The organism is Thermobifida alba (genome assembly GCF_023208015.1).
GTDB classification, from domain to species: Bacteria; Actinomycetota; Actinomycetes; order Streptosporangiales; family Streptosporangiaceae; genus Thermobifida; species Thermobifida alba.
Window position 1 is genome coordinate 2,130,193 of record NZ_CP051627.1, and the last position, 19,700, is coordinate 2,149,892.

The following is a 19,700-nucleotide window of genomic DNA, read 5'->3' on the forward strand; positions in this document are numbered from 1 at the left end:
TCCGCCATGTCGCTCACCGAGTCGCCGTCCCACCCCCTCGTGGGAAAGAGCGTCCCGTCCCGGGGCGGGCGGAGCAGCCGGTCCGCCCGCCCCGCGCGGCGGCTCCGCCCGCGGGGCGGAATCCGCGTCTGGCACCTGACCGCCGGCGCCGTCGTCCTCGCCCTGCTGGCCCTGGGCTCGCTGTTCGTCGGAGTGCGCGACCTCACTCCGATGGACCTGGTCACCGGCGACCCCGAGAAGGTCCGGGTCTTCCTCGTCTCCCGGGTGCCGCGGATGGCCGCCATCCTGCTGGCGGGGATGGCGATGAGCGTCGCCGGGCTGATCATGCAGCACCTGACCCGCAACCGGTTCGTCTCCCCGTCCACCGCGGGCACCGTGGAGTCGGCCATGCTCGGCGTCCTGGTCGCCATCGTCTTCTTCGGCTCGCACTCGGTGCTGGCCAAGATGGGCGTCGCGGTCGCCTTCGCGCTGGCCGGAACGTTCGTCTTCCTGCACCTGGTCCGCCGCGTCACCTTCCACGACATGATCGTGGTGCCGCTCATCGGCATCATGTTCGGCGGGGTGATCATGTCGGTCACCACGTTCTTCGCCTACCGGATGGAACTGCTGCAGTCGCTGAACACCTGGTCCACCGGCGACTTCTCCGGCATCCTGAGCGGCCGCTACGAACTGCTCTACCTGGTCCTGGGCTCGCTCGTCGTCGCCTACGTCTTCGCCGACCGGTTCACCGTGGCGGGCATGGGCGAGGAGTTCGCCCTCAACCTGGGCGTGTCCTACAACCGGGTGGTCAACGCGGGCCTGGCGATCATCGCGGTGACCACCGCCGTGGTGGTGGTCGTGGTCGGCTCCATCCCCTTCCTCGGCCTCATCGTCCCCAACCTCGTGACCATGGCCCTGGGCGACAACCTGCGCCGGGTGCTTCCGGTGACCGCGCTGGGCGGTGCGGCGTTCGTCCTGGTGTGCGACGTCATCGGCCGCACCATCCGCTACCCCTACGAGATCCCCGTGGGCACCGTGGTGAGCGTGGTCGGCAGCGTCGTGTTCATCGCGCTGATCCTCGCCAACCGCCGGAAGGCCGCCTGACATGGCCGTCCCCACCGTCTCCCCCGCCGCCGCGTCCCACGAGGCCGCGCAGCTGCGCCGCCGCCGTGTCGTCCTGGCTGTGCTGGCGCTGCTCGCGATGGCGGCCGTGGTCGGCTACCTCACCGTGGACGTCGTCGGCTCCTGGTCGTTCGTGCTGAAGCTGCGTTCCCGGCAGGTGGCCGCCCTGGTCCTGGTGGGGACGGCGATCGCCTACTCCACCGTGCTGTTCCAGACGGTGACCGGCAACCGCATCCTGACCCCGTCGGTCATGGGCTTCGACGCGCTGTTCGTGCTCATCCAGACGGTCGTCGTGTTCCTGTTCGGTGCGGGGATGCTCGCCCAGACCGACCCCAGGCTCAAGTTCGGTCTGGAGGTCGCGGTGATGGTGGCCTTCTCCGTGCTGCTGTTCCGGCTGCTGTTCCGGCGCGGCTCCCGCGACCTGTACGTCATGGTGCTCGTCGGCATCGTGCTGGGCACCCTGTTCTCGGGGCTGTCCACCTTCGTGTCCCGGCTGATCGACCCCAACGAGTACCTCACCCTGCAGGACGTCATGTTCGCCTCGTTCAACACGGTCAACGAGGAACTGCTGGCGGTGTCGGCGGTGCTCGTCGCGGCGGTCGTGGCCTACGGGGTGCGTCTGCAACGCAGGCTCGACGTGGTGGCGCTGGGCCGCGACCACGCGCTCAACCTGGGGGTCAACCACCGCGCGGTGGTCAACCAGGCACTGGTGGCCGTCGCCCTGCTGGTGTCGGTGTCCACCGCGCTGGTGGGGCCCATCACCTTCCTGGGACTGCTGGTGGCGAACCTGGCCCGGCAGCTGACCCGCACCTTCCGCCACCGCTGGACGATTCCCGCCGCCGCACTGGTCTCGGTGATCGCGCTGGTCGGCGGTCAGCTCATCCTGTCCCGGCTGTTCAACTTCACCACCAGCCTGAGCGTGATCATCAACTTCATCGGCGGCAGCTACTTCATCCTGCTGCTGATCAGGGAGTCGCGATCGTGATCGAGATCCGCAACGTCACCAAGTCCTACGGTGCCGCCACCGTGGTCGACGACGTCTCGCTGACCGTTCCTCCCGGCGGCATCACCTCCCTCGTCGGGGCCAACGGGGCGGGCAAGTCCACCCTGCTGTCGATCATCGGCCGCCTGCTGGAGCCCGACTCCGGAACGGTCCTGGTGGACGGCATGGACGTGCGCACCACCCCGGGGCCGGTGCTGGCCAAGCGGCTGTCGGTGCTGCGCCAGGAGAACCACCTGCCGGTGCGGCTGACCGTGCGCGAACTGGTGGCCTTCGGCCGGTTCCCGCACTCGAACGGAAGGCTCACCGCGGTCGACCGGGAGCACGTCGACCGCGCCATCGAGCACTTCGAACTGACCGACTTCGCCCACCGCCACCTGGACCAGTTGTCCGGCGGGCAGCGCCAGCGCGCCTACGTGGCGATGGTGCTGTGCCAGGACACCGACTACGTGCTGCTCGACGAGCCGCTGAACAACCTGGACATGCGGCACTCCGTGCAGATGATGCGGCTGCTGCGGAGCATGGCCGACGAGACCGGCAAGACCGTCGTGCTGGTGGTGCACGACATCAACTTCGCCGCCGCCCACTCCGACCGGATCGTGGCGATGCGGCACGGCCGCGTGGTCGCCGACGGCGACGTGGCGACCATGATGTCGCCCGCGGTGCTGGGTGAGGTCTTCGACATGGACATCGACGTCCACGACCTGGGCGGGCAGCGGGTGGCCACCTACTTCCGCTGACCCCGGCGGGGTGCCCCGCCGGGGCCGGCGGCGGTCAGCAGGAGTAGATCCGGTAGCTCTCCGCCTCGTTGTCGAAGCCGACGTGCTTCATGTTGGAGATCTCGCGGACGTTCTTGTGGATCACGTAGGAATTGCCCGTGTGGTTGTCGTTGGCGTAGAGGCGGATGCATTTTCCGGTGTAGTTCTTCACCGAGCTGATCTCGTTGTCGCCGTCCCAGCCGTCGATCTCGTAGTAGCCGGACGTCTTGTACTGCCTGACGTAGAGGGAGCCGGTGTACCCGGGGTCCTCCCACATGCACACGTAGTTCTCAGGGCAGGCCCCCGCGTGGGCGGGCAGCGCCGTAGCCACCATCCCCGCTGGTACGAGCAGGGCCGCGACCGCCGCCGAGACGCTCCGCCGGATCTTGGCACTCGTCATGGACGTCACCTTCCACTCGTTTCCGGGAAACCGCTTCCGGTTCCCTGGAAAAGGATGTCCATGTTCCGCTGGATGTCAAACCCATTCTTTTTTCCAAGGCAGCACAAATCCCCGGTCAGGGAATCCGTCAATTCTCTCGCGCTCCGGCAGGAACGGGTCGGAAAAATCCTTGGAAAAGGTGATGAGGACGGCGTTCCTCCGGCGGGTGGACCGCGTTTTCTCCTCCGGTCGCGCGGTTTCCTCCGCCCTCTCCCGAAACTCGGAGGACCCTCCCGTGCTTTTCGGTCCGCAACCGGTCCCGGTTTTCGGCAGGGGGCCGTTCCCGCCCCTCCGCCCGCCCCGGAGGCCCCGGGGGGTGTGCCATCATTCCGGGGATTGTGACCTCACCCTGGAGCTGCCGTGACGCCTCCTCCTCCGGACTCCCCGGCCCCCGCACGCGCCACCGCCCGGACCGTCAGCCGGACCGTCGGCATCCTGTTCCTCACCGCGACCTTCCTCTGCGGGTTCCTGCTGCCGGCCGCGTCGCTGGCGACCCTCGTGCAGCTCGGCACCTGCGACGGGATCGTGGAGACCGTTCCCGGCTGCCTCAGTTCGCTGCGGGGGCTCCTCAGCCTCGTGCTGCCGTGGGCCGGCTGGCTGCTCGGCGTCTTCGGCGCCCTGGCCCTGTTCGTCGTGGCCTGGCGCCGGCGCCGCCGCGAGTGGCTGTGGCCGCTGCTCGGCGCCGCCGGCTACGCCCTCAGTTTCCCCCTCGCCCTGGTCTCCCTGTTCGGCCTGGACACGGTCCTCGCCTAGCCCGGTCAGCCCCGCGGGTGCGGGCCGCGGCCGTTTGCCGCCGATGCCAAGGGCCCGCCACCGTCTCCTGGACGATGGCGGGCCCCTGTGGGTCGCCCCGGGCCTGGTGGGCCCGCGGGGGGTTCGTGGGACTACTCCTTGCTGATCAGCTGGCGCAGCACGTACTGCAGGATGCCGCCGTTGCGGTAGTAGTCGGCCTCACCGGGGGTGTCGATGCGCACCACGGCGTCGAACTCGACCCCGGTGTCGGTGCTGACCTTGACGGTCGCGGGGATGCGGCCCTCGTTCAGCTCGGTCACGCCGGTGATGGAGTAGGTCTCCTCACCGGTCAGGCCGAGGGAGTCCGCGGACTGCCCCTCGGGGAACTGCAGCGGCAGCACGCCCATGCCGATGAGGTTCGAGCGGTGGATGCGCTCGAAGGACTCGGCGATGACCGCGCGCACGCCCAGCAGGCGGGTTCCCTTGGCCGCCCAGTCGCGCGAGGAGCCGGAGCCGTACTCCTTGCCGCCCAGCACCACCAGCGGGATGTTGTTGGCGGCGTAGTTCTGCGCGGCGTCGTAGATGAAGCTGACCGGCGCGCCCTCCTGGGTGAAGTCGCGGGTGTAGCCGCCCTCGGTGCCCGGAGCGATCTGGTTGCGCAGCCGGATGTTGGCGAAGGTGCCCCGGATCATCACCTCGTGGTTGCCGCGGCGCGAACCGTAGGAGTTGAAGTCCTTGCGCTCCACTCCGTTCGCCTTGAGGTACTCGGCGGCCGGGGTGCCCGGCTTGATGGCGCCCGCCGGCGAGATGTGGTCGGTGGTGACCGAGTCGCCGAGCTTGGCCAGCACCCGGGCACCGACGATGTCGCCGACCGGCTCGGGCTGCAGCGACATGCCCTCGAAGTACGGGGGCTTGCGCACGTAGGTGGAGTCGGGGTCCCAGGAGAAGGTGGTGCCGGTGGGCGTGGGCAGCGAGCGCCAGCGCTCGTCCCCGGCGAACACGTCGGAGTAGGCCTGCTCGTACATCTCCGCGGCGATCGCGGAGTCGATGACCTCCTGGATCTCCTCCGGGGAGGGCCAGATGTCGCGCAGGTAGACCGGCCGGCCGTCCGGGTCGGTGCCCAGCGGCTCGTTGTCCAGGTCGATGTCCATCGTCCCGGCCAGCGCGTAGGCCACCACCAGCGGCGGCGAGGCCAGGTAGTTCATCTTGACGTCGGGGTTGATCCGGCCCTCGAAGTTGCGGTTGCCGGACAGCACCGCGGTGACCGCCAGGTCGTTGTCGTTGATGGCCTTGGAGATCTCCTCCGGCAGCGGGCCGGAGTTGCCGATGCAGGTGGTGCAGCCGTAGCCGACCAGGTTGAAGCCCAGCTTGTCCAGGTACGGGGTCAGCCCGGAGCGCTCGTAGTAGTCGGTGACGACCTTGGAGCCGGGGGCCAGCGAGGTCTTCACCCACGGCTTGCGGGACAGGCCCTTCTCCACCGCCTTCTTGGCCAGCAGGGCGGCGCCCAGCATGACCGAGGGGTTGGAGGTGTTGGTGCAGGAGGTGATGGCCGCGATGACGACGGCGCCGTGGTCGATCTCGGTCTCGGTGCCGTCGGCCAGGGTGACCTTGACCGGGTTGTGCGGACGGCGGCCCACCGAGTTGGTGGTGTTGCCGCTGGCCGCGCCGTCGTTGTTGGAGATCGCCGGGGAGTCGGAGGCCGGGAAGGACTCGGCGGAGGCCTCGTCGACCTTGGTCACGATGCCGTCGGTGTGCACGTAGTCGTAGACGTTCTTGCGCCAGGTCGCCTTGGCGTCGGACAGCGCGATGCGGTCCTGCGGGCGCTTGGGTCCGGCGATGGACGGCACCACGTCGGCGAGGTTGAGCTCCAGGTACTCGGAGTACTCGGGCTCCACCGACGGGTCGTGCCACAGGCCCTGGGCCTTGGTGTAGGCCTCGACCAGGGCGGTCTGCTCGTCGCTGCGGCCGGTCAGCTTCAGGTAGCGGATGGTCTCGTCGTCGATCGGGAAGATCGCGGCGGTGGAGCCGAACTCGGGGCTCATGTTGCCGATGGTGGCGCGGTTGGCCAGCGGCACCGAGGCCACGCCCTCGCCGTAGAACTCGACGAACTTGCCGACCACGCCGTGGTTGCGCAGCATCTCGGTGATGGTGAGCACCAGGTCGGTGGCGGTGGTGCCGGCGGGCAGCTCACCGGTGAGCTTGAAGCCGACGACCCGCGGGATGAGCATGGAGATCGGCTGGCCGAGCATGGCGGCCTCGGCCTCGATGCCGCCCACGCCCCAGCCCAGGATGCCCAGGCCGTTCTGCATGGTGGTGTGGGAGTCGGTGCCCACGCAGGTGTCGGGGTAGGCCTGTCCGTTGCGGACCATGGTGACGCGCGCCAGGTGCTCGATGTTGGCCTGGTGCACGATGCCGGTGCCCGGCGGGACGACCTTGAACTCGTCGAAGGCGGTCTGGCCCCAGCGCAGGAACTGGTAGCGCTCGCGGTTGCGCTCGTACTCGATCTCGACGTTGCGCTCGAAGGCGTCGGGGCGGCCGAACACGTCGACGATCACCGAGTGGTCGATGACCAGCTCCGCGGGGGCCAGCGGGTTGATCTTGGCGGGGTCGCCGCCCAGGTCGCTGACCGCCTCGCGCATGGTGGCCAGGTCGACCACGCAGGGCACGCCGGTGAAGTCCTGCATGATCACCCGGGCGGGGGTGAACTGGATCTCCTGGTTGGGCTGGGCCTTGGGGTCCCAGTTGGCCAGCGCGCGGATGTGGTCGGCGGTGACGTTCACGCCGTCCTCGGTGCGCAGCAGGTTCTCCAGCAGCACCTTCAGGCTGTAGGGAAGCCGCTGGGCGCCCTCCACGGCGTCCAAGCGGAAGATCTCGTACGACTCGTCGCCGACACGGAGCGTGTCACGGCTGCCGAAGCTGTTCGCCGACACAGTTGTCGCCTCCTGGTCTCGCCACTTTTTTCCAAGCATCCTGCCGTAGCGGCACAGCCGGGGCGTCACTGAGGCTTCCCTTACAAGATCACTCCCGAGCCGGGGCGGTTCCCCCGTGATGCGCGGGACAACGGGGCCCACCTGCGCTGACGGCTCGGGTTCCGCCTCCGGGAGTGCGGAGCCCACCGCGCCGCGACAGCAGGTGGGGCCGCCGGTGGCGGTGAACCTCACATGCCCAGTGATTCGCTCGCGCTGTTATCTCGACATCAAGGTATCGAACATGTATCTCGACATCAAGCTACCGGTCAGTAATGCCTGTCTCTCGTCGCTCCACTACCCGTCCGGCCGGTGGGAACACCCGGTGCACCGGGTGTTCCCACCGGCCGCGCTCACTTCAGCTGGGACGCCACCTTGTCGGCGATCAGCTCCAGGTGGTCCAGGTCGGACAGGTCGAGCACCTGCAGGTAGATCCGCTCCGCGCCGATCTCGGCGAACCGGCCGATCTTGTCGACGACCTCGTTGGGGGTGCCCGTCAGTCCGTTGACCCGCAGCTCGTCCACCTCTCGGCCGATCGCGGCGGCGCGGCGGGCCACCTCGGCCTCGTCACGGCCCACGCACACCACCTGGGCCGCGGAGTAGATCATGGGGGCGGTGCGGCCCGCCTCCTCCACCGCGGCCCGGACGCGGTCGAAGGCCGCCCGGGTGTCCTCCAGCACGTTGAAGGGGACGTTGTACTCGTCGGCGTAGGCCGCGGCCAGCCGGGGCGTGCGCCGCCGCCCGGTGCCGCCGATGAGGACGGGCGGGCGCGGCGACTGCGCGGGCTTGGGCAGCGCCGGGCTGTCCGCCAGGCGGTAGTACCGGCCCTGGTAGTCGAAAGTCTCGCCGACCGGGGTGTCCCACAGCCCGGTGATGACCGCCAACTGCTCCTCGAAGCGGTCGAAGCGCTCCTTGGCGTCGGTGGGGAAGGGCAGGCCGTAGGCGGTGTGCTCGGCTTCGAACCACCCCGCCCCGAAGCCGAACTCCACCCGGCCCCCGCTCATCTGGTCCACCTGGGCGACGCTGATCGCCAGCGGCCCCGGAGCGCGGAACGTGGCCGCGGTCATGAGCGTGCCCAGCCGGAGCCGGGAGGTCTCGCGGGCCAGGCCGGCCAGGGTGATCCAGGCGTCGGTGGGGCCGGGGAGGCCGCTGACGTCGCCCATCTTGAGGTAGTGGTCGGAGCGGAAGAAGGCGTCGAACCCGAGGTCCTCGGCAGCCCTGGCCACCGCCAGGAGAGTCTCGTAGCTGGCGCCCTGCTGGGGTTCGGTGAAGATCCTCAGTCGCATGCCCCCATTCTTCCGCCCGGCTTGCCGGTTTTGCGACAACCGGCGGGTTCCGGCGTGCCGGTCGGGGGCCGCGCTCAGGCGGGGATCAGCACCGCCAGGCACTCCACGTGGTGGGTCATGGGGAAGGCGTCGAAGGCGCGCAGCCCGTCCAGCCGGTAGCCGCTCTCGGCGAAGACCGCCAGATCGCGGGCGAGGGTGGCGGGGTCGCAGGAGACGTAGGCGATCCGCTGCGGGCGCAGCGCCGCCAGGGACCGCACCACCTCCGCGCCCAGGCCCGCACGCGGCGGGTCGGCCACGGCCAGGTCGACCCGCAGGTCCACCCACTGGCGCAGGTGCGCGGCCACGTCCCCCTGCTCGATTCGCACCTGCGGCAGGTCGCGCAGGTTGTGCCGGGCGTCGCGGACCGCGTCGGCGCCGCTCTCGACACCGAACACCCGGCCCTCGGCGCCGACGGCGGCGCCCAGCGCCCCGGCGAACAGCCCGACCCCGCAGTACAGGTCCAGGGCGGTCTGGCCGGGCTTGGGCTCCAGCGCCTCCAGCACCGCCCCGGTGAGAGTGTCGGCGGCGGCCGGGTGGACCTGCCAGAACGCCCCCGCGCTGACCCGCCAGCGGCGTCCCGCGGCCTCCTCGGCGACCCCGCGCCGGCCGCGGACCGACTGGATCCGTCCGTTGCGGAAGCGGCGCAGCACCGCGGCGGGCGCCGCCGGCTTCGGCAGTTCGGGCAGCCTGGCCGTGGTCGGGGTGACGATGACGGCCGCCTCGCCGGTCCCGGCCGAGACCACCGCCTCGACCTCCGACACGTTCCGCCAGTTCCGCCGGGGCACCTCCAGGCGGTCGACCCCCGGGTGCGCGATGGGGCAGGAGTCGATCGGCTCGATGCTGTGGGAGCGGTGCCTGCGCAGTCCCGCCGTCCCGTCCGCGTCGACCGCGAACCGGACCCGGGTGCGCCATCCCAGTCCGTCCGGGGTGCCGGGCAGCTCCTCCACCACGACCTCGCGGTCGATGCCGGCGATCCGGTTCAGCTGTTCGGCGACCACCCGCGCCTTGATCCGCCGCTGGGCGTCCAGGGAGGCGTGCTGCCAGTCGCAGCCCCCGCACTTTCCCGGACCGGAGAAGGGGCACGGCGGCTCCACCCGGTCGGGCGAGGGCTCCAGCACCTCCACCGCGTCGGCGCGCAGGAACCTCTTGGTCTCCTCGGTGACCAGGGCACGCACCAGTTCTCCCGGCAGGGCGTGGCGCACGAACACGACTTGGCCCTCGTGGCGCCCGACGCACCAGCCTCCGTGCGCCACCCCGTCCAGACGCACCTCGACGCGGGTTCCGAGCCGACTCATGAGCACACGACCTTTCGGGTGGACGGGGCGGTCCGGTACCGCGGCGGGTCCCACCGCCGCCTCCTGCGACCACTCTAGTCGGGGTGCGGACACGCCCGGTCCGGATGCGGAAGCGGTCCGGTGCGGCGGACTCCGCGACTGTGGTTGGGTATATCCAGCCCAGGCCGCGCCGGCGCCGGCGCGGCCGCCACCATGAGGCATACCGGGAGCGGACACGACGTGCACATCGTCATCTTGGGGTGCGGGCGGGTGGGTTCCGCCCTCGCGCACACACTGGAGGACTCGGGTCACACCGTCGCGGTGATCGACCGCGCCCCCGAGGCGTTTCGCAGGCTGCGCTCGGCGACCGCCAAGCACGCGGTCACCGGACTGGGCCACGACCGCGAGGTGCTGGTGCGTGCGGGGATCGAGACCGCGGGCGCGTTCGCCGCGGTCAGCAGCGGCGACAACTCCAACATCATCGCCGCGCGGGTGGCCCGTGAGACGTTCGGGGTGCGCAACGTGGTGGCGCGCATCTACGACCCGCGGCGCGCCGAGGTGTACCAGCGGCTGGGGATCCCCACCGTGGCCACGGTGCGCTGGACCGCCGACATGATCCTGCGCCACCTGGTGCCCGGGGACGAGTTCCTGGGTACCGGACCGCTGTGGCGGGACCCTTCGGGGTCGCTGGTCATGGTGGACGCGGTGGTGGGCACGGCGTGGTCGCAGCGGCGCGTCGAGCAGGTGGAGTCCGCGCTGGGGGTGCGGGTGGTCTACCTGAGCCGGGGCGGGGAGATCCACCTGGCCCGCTCCGACCTGCGGCTGTGGCCGGGCGACGTGGTGCACGTGGTCTCCCCGGCCGGATCGGTCGAGGAGACGGTGGCTCGGATCGGTGCGGACGGGGGTGAGCGGTGATGCGGGTGGCGATCGCGGGAGCCGGGGCGGTGGGCCGGTCCATCGCGGCCGAACTGCTGGGCAGCGGCCACGAGGTGCTGCTCATCGACCGCGACGCACGCGCCATCGACGTGCACGCGCTGACCGAGGCCGAGTGGCTGCTGGCCGACGCCTGCGAGGTCAGCTCCCTGGAGAACGCCCGGTTGGACGAGTTCGACGCGGTCATCGCCGCGACCTCTGACGACAAGGTCAACCTGGTGGTGTCGCTGCTGGCCAAGCGGGAGTTCGGGGTGCGCCGCGTGATCGCGCGGGTCAACGACCCCCGGGACGAGTGGCTGTTCACCGACGCCTGGGGGGTGGACGTGGCGGTGTCGCCGCCGCGGCTGCTGGCGGCGCTGGTGGACGACGACGAGGAGGCCGAGCTGGGCCGGTCCGGTGAGGCGGTGCCGCTGGCCTCGTTGGGCGGGGCCGACCTGCTGGAGTCGGTGCTGACCGAGGGGTCGCCGTTCGCGGGACGCGGCGCCGAGGAGCTGAGCGCCGTGCTGCCCGAGGGCGTGGTGCTGGTCGCCGTGGTGCAGGGGGGCCAGGCGCGCGCCCCGCTGCCGGGGACGGTGCTCTCCGCGGGGGACGTGGTGGTCCTGCTCAGCAGTGCCCGCAGCGACGACGAACTGCACGCGGTGCTCAGCGGTTCCGGCTGAGTCGCGGTCCGGGATCACGTCGTGGGCGTGGAATAGTCCGCCGGCCGTCGGAGTTCGCCATAGTAGTTGAAATTTCCAATTCTTCCTGGAAAAGATCTTGAGGAGCGGACATGCAGTTCGGGATCTTCAGCGTCGGGGACGTCACCACCGACCCGACCACCGGCCGCACCCCCACCGAGGCCGAGCGGATCAAGGCGATGGTCACGATCGCGCTGAAGGCCGAGGAGGTGGGGCTGGACGTCTTCGCCACCGGCGAGCACCACAACCCGCCGTTCGTGCCCTCCTCCCCCACCACCATGCTCGGCTACATCGCCGCCCGCACCGAGCGCCTCATCCTGTCCACCGCCACCACGCTGATCACCACCAACGACCCGGTGAAGATCGCCGAGGACTTCGCCATGCTGCAGCACCTGGCCGACGGCCGGGTCGACCTGATGCTGGGCCGCGGCAACACCGGCCCCGTCTACCCCTGGTTCGGCAAGGACATCCGCCAGGGCATCCCGCTGGCCATCGAGAACTACCACCTGCTGCACCGCCTGTGGCGCGAGGACGTCGTGGACTGGCAGGGCAAGTTCCGCACCCCGCTGCAGTCCTTCACCTCCACCCCGCGGCCCCTGGACGGCGTCCCGCCGTTCGTGTGGCACGGCTCCATCCGCAGCCCCGAGATCGCCGAGCAGGCCGCCTACTACGGCGACGGCTTCTTCGCCAATAACATTTTCTGGCCGAAGGAACACTTCCAGCGGCTCATCGGCCTGTACCGCCGCCGCTACGAGCACTACGGGCACGGCTCGGCCGACCAGGCCATCGTCGGCCTGGGCGGGCAGGTGTTCATGCGTGCCAGGTCCCAGGACGCGGTGCGGGAGTTCCGCCCCTACTTCGACAACGCGCCCGTCTACGGCCACGGCCCCTCCCTGGAGGAGTTCATGGCCCAGACCCCCCTGACGGTGGGCAGCCCCCAGCAGGTCATCGACCGGACCCTGCAGTTCCGCGAGTACTTCGGCGACTACCAGCGCCAACTGTTCCTCATGGACCACGCGGGCCTGCCGCTCAAGACCGTGCTGGAGCAGCTCGACATCCTCGGCGAGGAGGTCGTCCCGGTGCTGCGCAGGGAGTTCGCCGCCCGCAGACCCGCGCACGTCCCCGACGCCCCCACCCACGCCAGCCTCCGCGCGGCCGCCGCGGCCGCCGACCACCGGGAAGAGGTGACCCGTTGACCGCACGCACCCTGGCCGTGGTCTCCGCCGGACTGGGCCGGCCCTCCTCCGCCCGGCTGCTGGCCGACCGGCTCGCCGAGGCGGCCCGGCGCTCCCTGGAGGCCCGGGGGGCCAGCGCGGACACCACCGTGGTGGAGCTGCGCGACCACGCCCACGACCTGACCAACGCCCTGCTCACCGGAGTGCCCACCGGAGGTCTGCGCGAGGTGCTGGACCGGGTGGCCGACGCCGACGGACTGGTCGCGGTCTCCCCGGTCTTCACCGCCTCCTACAGCGGCCTGTTCAAGACGTTCTTCGACGTGCTGGACCCCGACGCGCTGACCGGCACCCCCGTGCTGATCGCGGCCACCGGCGGCACACCGCGCCACTCCCTGGTGCTCGACCACGCCCTGCGCCCGCTCTTCGCCCACCTGCGCGCCGCCACCGTGCCGACCGGGGTCTACGCGGCCTCCCAGGACTGGGGCGACGACGGGGAGGGGGCGCTCGCCCAGCGGATCGACCGCGCGGCCGGGGAACTCGCCGCCCTGGTCGCCGACCGTCCCCCGAAGCGCCGGGTCGACCCCTACGAGTCCCCGACCCCCTTCGAGGACCTGCTGTCCGACCTGTGAGGGCCCGCGGGGCGGCCTGCGCCGGGCCGGGCCGCCCGCACCGGGGCTCACCCCCGCGGACGCGTGCGCGCCGCCTCCCCCGTGTCGGCGCCGGAGTCCTCGACGGCGCCGGTGTCCTGTGCGTCCTCCTGCGCGCCCTGTTCCAGCGGGGTGCGCCCCACCGCCAGCAGCCACACCATGGCGGCGAACGCGGCGACCTGGATCGGCCAGCCCATGAGGATCTTGGCGGCGCCCAGCCAGCCGACCGCGCCCACCGCCCACAGCGGGTACTGCACCGCCACCCGCACCACGCACGGCAGCACCAGCAGCCAGGTCAGCCGGGAACTGAGGCGGAGCACGGCCGGCTCCCGCCGCCACCCGGTCGGGTCACCGGTGACCGCGCCGATGAGCATCCCCATCGCGGGCCAGCGCACCAGGATCGACAGGGTCAGCACGAGTGCGTAGACGCTGTTGTAGATGATTCCGGGCAGGAACGCGTCCTCGGCCTGCCCGCTGCGCAACGCGAAGAACGCGGCGATGGCGATCCCGAACAGGCTGTTGACCACGTACTGCACCGAGGAGCGCTGCACGAGCCGGACCACGGCCAGGACCACGGCGGCGACACCGCCCAGTGCCAGCCCCAGCCGCAGCGGGTCCAGGCCAGCGACCTGCCAGCCGTAGCGGGTGCCGATCAGGTAGGTGCAGGTGAAGAGGATCGTGGGCACCGCCGCCTCGACCATGCCGCGCTTGCCGCCCAGGGCCTTGGCCAACTGGCCGCGCACGACCTCCTCGACGGTGTGTTCGGAGACCCCGGCCTGACGCTGGTCGGTCAATGTCACTCCCGGACGGTGTAGCTGCGGACACGCTGCTCGGCGACCCGCGGGCCGCCCTCCCAGGGTAGTCCCCCACCGCCCGCACGGGGGACGGCACGCTCCGTGACACCGCCGCGACCGGCGCGACAGGCCCGACACCCCCGGCCGGGCCCCTGCCAGCGGCGGGGACCCGCGCTCCACGGGGCTGGGAACCCCTCCGGAATCGTTCTAGGCTCGGAGGCGAAGGCGTGTCCGCCCCGAAGGAGTCCCCATGTCCGCCGCCCTCCTCCGCCGCGACCACCTGGCGTTCGCCCTGCGCCTGCACCGACTCCTGACCGGGGCCGCCCTCGACGGCGACGTGGTGTGGTCCCCCCACTCGGTGGCCTGCGCCCTGGGCCTGCTCGCCGCGGGGGCCCGCTCGACCACCCGCGCCGAGTTGACCGAACTGCTGGGCGCCGCACCGGACGACCTGCTCGGCGCACTCGACCGCGCCGCGGCCGACAGCCCCGACCTGGCCTCCCGCACCGTCCTGTGGGTGCGCCCGGACGTGCCCGTCCGCTCCTCCTTCGAGGCGCTCCTGCGCGACCGCCCCGACTCCGACGTGCGGACCGCGGACTTCGCGGGCGACCCCGAGGGGGTGCGCACCGCGGTCAACGCCGACGTCGCCGCGGCCACCCGGGGCATGGTCCGCGACCTGCTCACGCCGGAGAACGTCACCCCCGACCTGTTGTCGGTCCTGGTCAACGCGTTGTGGGTGCGGGCCCGCTGGGTCGTGCCGTTCGAGGTGCACGACACCCGCGACCGGACCTTCCACGCCCCCGGCGGAGCGCGGCGGACCGCGCTGATGCACCGCACCGGGGACATGCCCCACGCCGAGGCGCACGGCTGGCGGATGGTCACCCTGCACGCGCACGACGACGTCGACGTCGACGTACTGCTTCCCCCCGCGGCCTCCCCCGCCGCGGAACCACCGGACGCGGCGCTGCTCGCCGCGCTGCACCGGGACGCCGCCTCCACCAGGGTGGAGTTGGCGCTGCCCCGCTTCGACCTGACCCACCGGCAGGAGCTCACCCCGGCCCTGGTCTCCTCGGGGGTGCGCACCCTCTTCACCGACGCCGCCGACCTGTCCGGCGTCTCCCCCGTACCGCTGCGCGTGGACACCGTCGTCCACCAGGCCAGGCTCCGCGTGGACGAGCGGGGTGCCGAGGGGGCGGCGGCCACCGCGGTGATGATGGTGCTGGCCAGCGCCGTGTCCGCGCCGCAGCCGGTCCGCTTCGTCGTTGACCGGCCCTTCCACGTCGCGGTGCGCCGCCGCGGCACGCTCCTGTTCCTCGGCTCGGTCACCGACCCGCAGGACCCCGGGCCGACCCGCTGAGGGGCGTGCCGGCCCGTCTCACCCCTCGGCGAAGAACGGTTCGGGGTAGCGGAACGTCCCGCGCGGCGTGTCCGCGGCGAGCCCCAGCACCTGGAAGTGCGGGGCCCAGTCGGGCACCTGCGGGACGATCCCGTGGACACCCGACGGCACGAAACCGAACCGGCGGTAGTAGGCGGGGTCGCCCAGCACTCCGACCAGGGTCGCGCCCAGGGCGTCGGCGGCGCCGAGCACCGAGTACACCAGCGCCGAGCCGACTCCCGCACGCTGCCGGTCCGGGTGCACGCTCAGCGGCCCCAGCCCCAGCACCGCGGCCCCGTCGACGGTGGCCCGGGTGCACAGCACGTGCCCGACGATCCGGCCGGCACCGTCCACGGCGACCCGGGACAGCGGCGGCAGCCAGCTGTCGTGCGCCCGCAGCAGGTCGACCAGCCTCGCCTCGAACGGCTCGCCCCCGCCCGGGCGGGCGAAGGCCGCGGCCGTGACCGACCGGATCGCGTCGACGTCGGCCGGGGTCTCGCGGCGGATCAGCATCCGGCCCGCCGTCCCCCGCCGTCCCGCGGGGACGGCGGGTGCTCCGCGCGCGGCGTCACTGCTGTCCGGAGGCCCCGTCGGGCCCGGTCACGGGAGCCTTGCCCGGGACCGGCCTGGCCTGCCTGGGCAGGGTCAGCTCCAGCAGGTCCCGCGGCGGGATCGGCTGGTGGCCGCGGACCACCACGATCCCGGCGAAGATCTCCTCGATACGGGCGGCGGCCTCGGGGCGGACCGCGCCCTCGCCCCGGATCACCCCGCGCAGGAACCAGCGGGGACCGTCCACACCGATGAACCGCATGGGCTGGGCGAGCTGCTGCCCCTTCTCGTTGGTCCTGCCGGGCACGGGGACGATGGCGCGCACCTCGGGTCCGAAGGTGCCGTCGAACTCCTCGCTCTTGCCGCCGGACCGGGCGATCTCGGCGGTGACCTCCTCGCGGATCTCCGACCACAGCCCGGTGGACTTGGGCGCGGCGAACGGCTGGACCTGCATCGCGGTCTTGCCGTTGATGATCGTCACCCCGATGACCCGGTTCTGGTTCTGCTGCTTGGCGACGTTGACCTGCACCTCGATGTCGGGGCCGACTGGGACGCGCAGCGCTCCCAGGTCGACCCGCTGCATCTCGGGGACCTCCTCGGAGACGTCCCACGGCCCCTGGGCGCGGTACTTGTCGTCCTCCTTGACCGGCTCGGTCACCGGGGTGTGCCGGGGCGCGACGGCGGGGGGAACGTCGTCAACTCGGCTGCCGGCCTTCTTCTTGCGTCGGCGTCCGAACACGCCGCAACACCTCTTCCTTGAGTCCCGAAGTCAACCGGAGACGGTCAGCCCCGCTCCGACCACGCGGCGTGCCCGCCGGTGGAACCGAACCCGCCGGTTCCCCGCGCCGAGTCGCCGAGCTCGGCCACCTCGACGAAGGCCGCGCGTTCCACACGCTGGACCACCATCTGGGCGATGCGGTCCCCGCGGGTCAGCTTCACCGGCGTGGCGGTGTCCGTGTTGAGCAGGGTCACCTTGATCTCGCCCCGGTATCCGGCGTCCACTGTTCCGGGCGCGTTCACCACGGTCAGGCCGGAGCGCGCGGCCAGTCCGGAACGCGGGTGGATGAACGCCGCGTACCCGTCGGGCAGGGCGATGGCCACTCCGGTGCGCACGGTCGCGCGCTCCCCGGGTGCCAGGACGACGTCCTCGGCGGTGACCAGGTCCGCTCCCGCGTCTCCCGGATGGGCGTACCGGGGCAGCGGGAGGTCGGGGTCGAGTCGCCGGATCTCGACCCGCACCGTGCCGGAGGCGGGGGAAAAGTCGCTCACAACGGCCGAGCCTACCGCGTCCGGCGCGGGCGCCCCGCGGTACGCGGGGCGCCCGGAGTCCTCACCGCCGGTCACTCCTCGGTCTCGGGCAGTGCGACGTCCACCCGCAGTTCGGTGTCGTCGCTGGTCTCGAAGGCCAGCTCGGTGACTCGGCCCGCGGCGGCGAGGTCCTCCCGGCACAGGCGCGCCTGCTCAGCCTGCTTGCCGCGCACGGTGACCCGGTCGACCTCGGCGCGCATGGACAGCTTCGCCTCGGACTTGGTCTTGCGGATGATCCCCAGCACCTCGGCGGTGGCGGTCAGCACCGCGGGGTCGCCCGCGGCCGCGGCGGCCCGGAACTCCTCCACCGACGGCCACGCCGCCGCGTGCACCGATCCCTCCTGCCACCACGACCAGACCTCCTCGGTGACGAAGGGCAGGAAGGGGGCGAACAGGCGGTGCAGCACCGACAGGGCGATGAGCAGCGCGGCGCGGGCCGAGGCGCCTTCCTGCGACTCGGCGTCGTAGGCGCGGGCCTTGACCAGTTCCAGGTAGTCGTCGCACAGGTCCCAGAAGAACCGCTCGGTGCGCTCCAGCGCCCGCGTGTGGTCGTAGTCCTGGAAGGCCGCGGTGGCGTCCGCGACGACGTCGGCCAGGACCGCCAGCATGGACCGGTCCAGCGGCTCGGTGACGGCGGCCGGGTCGGCGGCGGTGTTCTCCCCGGCCACCGACAGCGCGAACTTGCTGGCGTTGAGGATCTTGATGGCCAGGCGCCGGCCGACCTTCATCTGCCCCTCGTCCAGCGCGGTGTCGGTGCCCAGCCGGCCGCTGGCCGCCCAGTAGCGGACCGCGTCGGAGCTGTACTTCTCCAGCATGGCCAGCGGCGTGACCACGTTGCCCTTGGACTTGGACATCTTCTTGCGGTCGGGGTCGAGGATCCAACCGGAGATGGCCGCGGTGCTCCAGGGCAGCGAGCCGTGCTCGAAGTGCGAGCGGACCACGGTGGAGAACAGCCAGGTGCGGATGATGTCCTGGCCCTGCGGGCGCAGGTCCATCGGGAAGACCCGGTCGAACAGGTCGGGGTCGCGCTCCCAGCCGCCGGCGATCTGCGGGGACAGCGAGGAGGTGGCCCAGGTGTCCATGACGTCGGGGTCGCCGATGAAGCCGCCGGGCTTGCCGCGCTGCTCCTCGGTGTAGCCGCGGGGCGCCTCGGAGCTGGGGTCGACCGGCAGCTGCGACTCCTCGGGCAGGATGGGCGCGTCGTAGTTCGGGTTGCCCTCGTCGTCCAGCGGGTACCAGACGGGGAACGGCACACCGAAGAACCGCTGGCGGCTGATCAGCCAGTCGCCGTTGAGCCCGCCGACCCAGTGTTCGAAGCGGGTGCGCATGTGCTCGGGGTGCCAGACCAGCTCCCGGCCGCGGGCCAGCAGCCCGTCGCGCACCTCGGGGTCGCGTCCGCCGTTGCGGATGTACCACTGGCGGGTGGTGACGATCTCCAGGGGCTTGTCGCCCTTCTCGAAGAACTTGACCGGGTGGGTGATCTTCTCCGGTTCCCCGATCAGGTCTCCGGACTCGCGCAGCAGTTCGACCACGCGCTCGCGCGCGGTGTGCACGGTCGCCCCGGCGAGCTTGGCGTAGGCCTCGCGTCCGGCCGGGGAGTCCAGCCCTTCGGGGGCCTCGGCGACGATCCGGCCGTCCCAGCCGATGATCGGCCGGGTGGGCAGCTGCAGCTCCCGCCACCAGGTGACGTCGGTGACGTCACCGAAGGTGCAGATCATGGCGATGCCGGTGCCCTTCTCCGGGTCGGCCAGGTGGTGCGCCACGACCGGGACCTCCACGCCGAAGACCGGGGTGCGCACGGTGGTCCCGAACAGGCTCTGGTAGCGCTCGTCGTCGGGGTGGGCGACCAGGGCCACGCAGGCGGGCAGCAGTTCGGGGCGGGTGGTGGCGATCCGCACCGGGTCCGCGCCGTCGCGGTGGAAGGTGATCGTGTGGTAGGCGCCGGGCCGCTCCCGGTCCTCCAGCTCGGCCTGGGCGACGGCGGTGCGGAAGGTGACGTCCCACAGGGTGGGGGCCTCCGCCATGTAGGCCTCGCCCCGCGCCAGGTTGCGCAGGAAGGCACGCTGGGCCGCGGCCCGGGAGTTGTCGTCGATGGTGGCGTAGGTGTACCGCCAGTCCACGCTGAGTCCGAGTCTGCGCCAGATGGACTCGAAGACCTTCTCGTCCTCAACGGTGAGCCGCTCGCACAGCTCGATGAAGTTCTGCCGGGAGATCGGGACCTGCTTCTTGGGGTCGGGCTTGGCGGGTGGGGTGAAGTCCGGGTCGTAGGGAATCGACGGGTCGCAGCGCACACCGTAGTAGTTCTGCACGCGCCGCTCGGTGGGCAGCCCGTTGTCGTCCCAGCCCATCGGGTAGAACACGGCCTTGCCGTTCATCCGCTGGAACCGGGCGACGGTGTCGGTGTGGGTGTAGGAGAAGACGTGTCCGATGTGCAGCGAGCCGGACACGGTGGGCGGCGGGGTGTCGATCGAGAAGATCTCTTCGCGGCTCTTGGAGCGGTCGAAGTGATAGACGCCGGACTCGTCCCAGACGTCTACCCATTTCGCCTCGATACCATCGAGCGAAGGCTTGTCAGGCACGTTGAAGGAACGAGAGCGGTTGGTCATAGGCCAATGGTATTGGCCCCACGACCCTGGTCGCTCCGTTCGTC

At 71.5% G+C, this 19,700-nt stretch carries 18 protein-coding genes; 9 read left to right on the top strand and 9 right to left on the bottom strand.

Annotated features, from left to right (window positions below; all coding sequences use genetic code 11):
- Positions 1-6: 6 nt before the first annotated feature.
- Genes FOF52_RS09370 through FOF52_RS09380 form a run of 3 tightly spaced genes read left to right on the top strand, consistent with a single transcriptional unit; the run spans position 7 to position 2,841 of the window.
- A complete protein-coding gene (locus tag FOF52_RS09370) occupies positions 7-1,083 on the top strand; it encodes an ABC transporter permease (RefSeq protein ID WP_248593438.1) in 1,077 nt (358 codons plus the stop codon).
- Between the two features lies 1 nt (position 1,084).
- The gene (locus FOF52_RS09375) at positions 1,085-2,086 is read left to right on the top strand and encodes an iron chelate uptake ABC transporter family permease subunit (RefSeq protein ID WP_248593439.1); all 1,002 of its coding nucleotides are present in this window, start codon (positions 1,085-1,087) and stop codon (positions 2,084-2,086) included.
- Entirely contained in the window at positions 2,083-2,841 is a 759-nt protein-coding gene (locus FOF52_RS09380) for an iron ABC transporter ATP-binding protein (protein WP_248593440.1), read from the top strand. Before FOF52_RS09375 ends, FOF52_RS09380 begins: the two co-directional genes overlap by 4 nt.
- A gap of 34 nt (positions 2,842-2,875) precedes the next feature.
- Here FOF52_RS09380 and FOF52_RS09385 read toward each other — a convergent pair whose 3' ends face one another.
- Complete coding sequence (locus FOF52_RS09385) at positions 2,876-3,259, bottom strand: peptidase inhibitor family I36 protein (protein WP_248593441.1); 384 nt, start codon at positions 3,257-3,259, stop codon at positions 2,876-2,878.
- A gap of 399 nt (positions 3,260-3,658) precedes the next feature.
- On the opposite strand from FOF52_RS09385, the gene FOF52_RS09390 reads away from it, so the two are divergent.
- Positions 3,659-4,051: a hypothetical protein gene (locus FOF52_RS09390; RefSeq protein ID WP_248593442.1), complete on the top strand. Its 393-nt coding sequence runs from the start codon at positions 3,659-3,661 to the stop codon at positions 4,049-4,051.
- A gap of 131 nt (positions 4,052-4,182) precedes the next feature.
- Here the strand turns inward: FOF52_RS09390 and acnA are convergent, their stop codons facing one another.
- The 3 genes from acnA to FOF52_RS09405 all read right to left on the bottom strand — a co-directional run bounded on the left by acnA (position 4,183) and on the right by FOF52_RS09405 (position 9,616).
- On the bottom strand, positions 4,183-6,999 hold the full coding sequence (gene acnA, locus FOF52_RS09395; RefSeq protein ID WP_248593806.1) for an aconitate hydratase AcnA: 2,817 nt from the start codon (positions 6,997-6,999) through the stop codon (positions 4,183-4,185).
- 350 nt (positions 7,000-7,349) lie between these two features.
- Positions 7,350-8,282 (bottom strand): LLM class F420-dependent oxidoreductase, encoded by a 933-nt coding sequence (locus tag FOF52_RS09400; RefSeq protein WP_248593443.1) that lies wholly within the window; start codon positions 8,280-8,282, stop codon positions 7,350-7,352.
- Between the two features lie 74 nt (positions 8,283-8,356).
- Positions 8,357-9,616, bottom strand: a complete 1,260-nt coding sequence (locus FOF52_RS09405) for a class I SAM-dependent RNA methyltransferase (protein ID WP_248593444.1) — start codon at positions 9,614-9,616, stop codon at positions 8,357-8,359.
- A 219-nt stretch (positions 9,617-9,835) separates the two neighbouring features.
- Between FOF52_RS09405 and FOF52_RS09410 the strand changes: the two genes are divergently transcribed.
- The 4 genes from FOF52_RS09410 (at position 9,836) to FOF52_RS09425 (ending at position 13,009) form a co-directional block, all read left to right on the top strand.
- Positions 9,836-10,510, top strand: a complete 675-nt coding sequence (locus tag FOF52_RS09410; protein ID WP_248593445.1) for a potassium channel family protein — start codon at positions 9,836-9,838, stop codon at positions 10,508-10,510.
- On the top strand, positions 10,510-11,187 hold the full coding sequence (locus tag FOF52_RS09415; protein ID WP_248593446.1) for a potassium channel family protein: 678 nt from the start codon (positions 10,510-10,512) through the stop codon (positions 11,185-11,187). Before FOF52_RS09410 ends, FOF52_RS09415 begins: the two co-directional genes overlap by 1 nt.
- 110 nt (positions 11,188-11,297) lie before the next feature.
- Positions 11,298-12,401 carry an LLM class flavin-dependent oxidoreductase gene (locus tag FOF52_RS09420; RefSeq protein WP_248593447.1) on the top strand — a complete coding sequence of 368 codons (1,104 nt, stop codon included), beginning with the start codon at positions 11,298-11,300 and terminating at the stop codon, positions 12,399-12,401.
- A complete protein-coding gene (locus FOF52_RS09425) occupies positions 12,398-13,009 on the top strand; it encodes an FMN reductase (protein ID WP_248593448.1) in 612 nt (203 codons plus the stop codon). The genes FOF52_RS09420 and FOF52_RS09425 overlap by 4 nt, the downstream gene beginning before the upstream one ends.
- A gap of 47 nt (positions 13,010-13,056) precedes the next feature.
- Here the strand turns inward: FOF52_RS09425 and FOF52_RS09430 are convergent, their stop codons facing one another.
- A complete protein-coding gene (locus FOF52_RS09430; protein ID WP_248593449.1) occupies positions 13,057-13,821 on the bottom strand; it encodes a DUF3159 domain-containing protein in 765 nt (254 codons plus the stop codon).
- Positions 13,822-14,071: 250 nt separating this feature from the next.
- Between FOF52_RS09430 and FOF52_RS09435 the strand changes: the two genes are divergently transcribed.
- Positions 14,072-15,175 (top strand): serpin family protein, encoded by a 1,104-nt coding sequence (locus tag FOF52_RS09435; protein WP_248593450.1) that lies wholly within the window; start codon positions 14,072-14,074, stop codon positions 15,173-15,175.
- An 18-nt stretch (positions 15,176-15,193) separates the two neighbouring features.
- On the opposite strand, the gene FOF52_RS09440 is transcribed toward FOF52_RS09435, so the two are convergent.
- From FOF52_RS09440 to valS, 4 genes are all read right to left on the bottom strand, one after another.
- Positions 15,194-15,706: a GNAT family N-acetyltransferase gene (locus FOF52_RS09440; protein ID WP_248593451.1), complete on the bottom strand. Its 513-nt coding sequence runs from the start codon at positions 15,704-15,706 to the stop codon at positions 15,194-15,196.
- A 55-nt stretch (positions 15,707-15,761) separates the two neighbouring features.
- A complete protein-coding gene (locus FOF52_RS09445) occupies positions 15,762-16,481 on the bottom strand; it encodes a DUF3710 domain-containing protein (protein ID WP_248593452.1) in 720 nt (239 codons plus the stop codon).
- Positions 16,482-16,525: 44 nt separating this feature from the next.
- Complete coding sequence (gene dut / locus FOF52_RS09450; protein ID WP_425265536.1) at positions 16,526-17,011, bottom strand: dUTP diphosphatase; 486 nt, start codon at positions 17,009-17,011, stop codon at positions 16,526-16,528.
- Between the two features lie 71 nt (positions 17,012-17,082).
- Positions 17,083-19,656 (bottom strand): valine--tRNA ligase, encoded by a 2,574-nt coding sequence (gene valS, locus FOF52_RS09455; protein ID WP_248593453.1) that lies wholly within the window; start codon positions 19,654-19,656, stop codon positions 17,083-17,085.
- Positions 19,657-19,700: the final 44 nt, after the last annotated feature.

Bases quoted from the DNA above. Each gene is read 5' to 3' on its own strand.
- FOF52_RS09370 (WP_248593438.1), top strand. From the start codon at position 7: ATGTCGCTCACCGAGTCGCCGTCCCACCCCCTCGTGGGAAAGAGCGTC.
- FOF52_RS09375 (WP_248593439.1), top strand. From the start codon at position 1,085: ATGGCCGTCCCCACCGTCTCCCCCGCCGCCGCGTCCCACGAGGCCGCG.
- FOF52_RS09385 (WP_248593441.1), bottom strand. From the start codon at position 3,259: ATGACGAGTGCCAAGATCCGGCGGAGCGTCTCGGCGGCGGTCGCGGCC.
- acnA (WP_248593806.1), bottom strand. From the start codon at position 6,999: ATGCTTGGAAAAAAGTGGCGAGACCAGGAGGCGACAACTGTGTCGGCG.
- FOF52_RS09400 (WP_248593443.1), bottom strand. From the start codon at position 8,282: ATGCGACTGAGGATCTTCACCGAACCCCAGCAGGGCGCCAGCTACGAG.
- FOF52_RS09405 (WP_248593444.1), bottom strand. From the start codon at position 9,616: ATGAGTCGGCTCGGAACCCGCGTCGAGGTGCGTCTGGACGGGGTGGCG.
- FOF52_RS09415 (WP_248593446.1), top strand. From the start codon at position 10,510: ATGCGGGTGGCGATCGCGGGAGCCGGGGCGGTGGGCCGGTCCATCGCG.
- FOF52_RS09420 (WP_248593447.1), top strand. From the start codon at position 11,298: ATGCAGTTCGGGATCTTCAGCGTCGGGGACGTCACCACCGACCCGACC.
- FOF52_RS09435 (WP_248593450.1), top strand. From the start codon at position 14,072: ATGTCCGCCGCCCTCCTCCGCCGCGACCACCTGGCGTTCGCCCTGCGC.
- FOF52_RS09440 (WP_248593451.1), bottom strand. From the start codon at position 15,706: ATGCTGATCCGCCGCGAGACCCCGGCCGACGTCGACGCGATCCGGTCG.
- valS (WP_248593453.1), bottom strand. From the start codon at position 19,656: ATGACCAACCGCTCTCGTTCCTTCAACGTGCCTGACAAGCCTTCGCTC.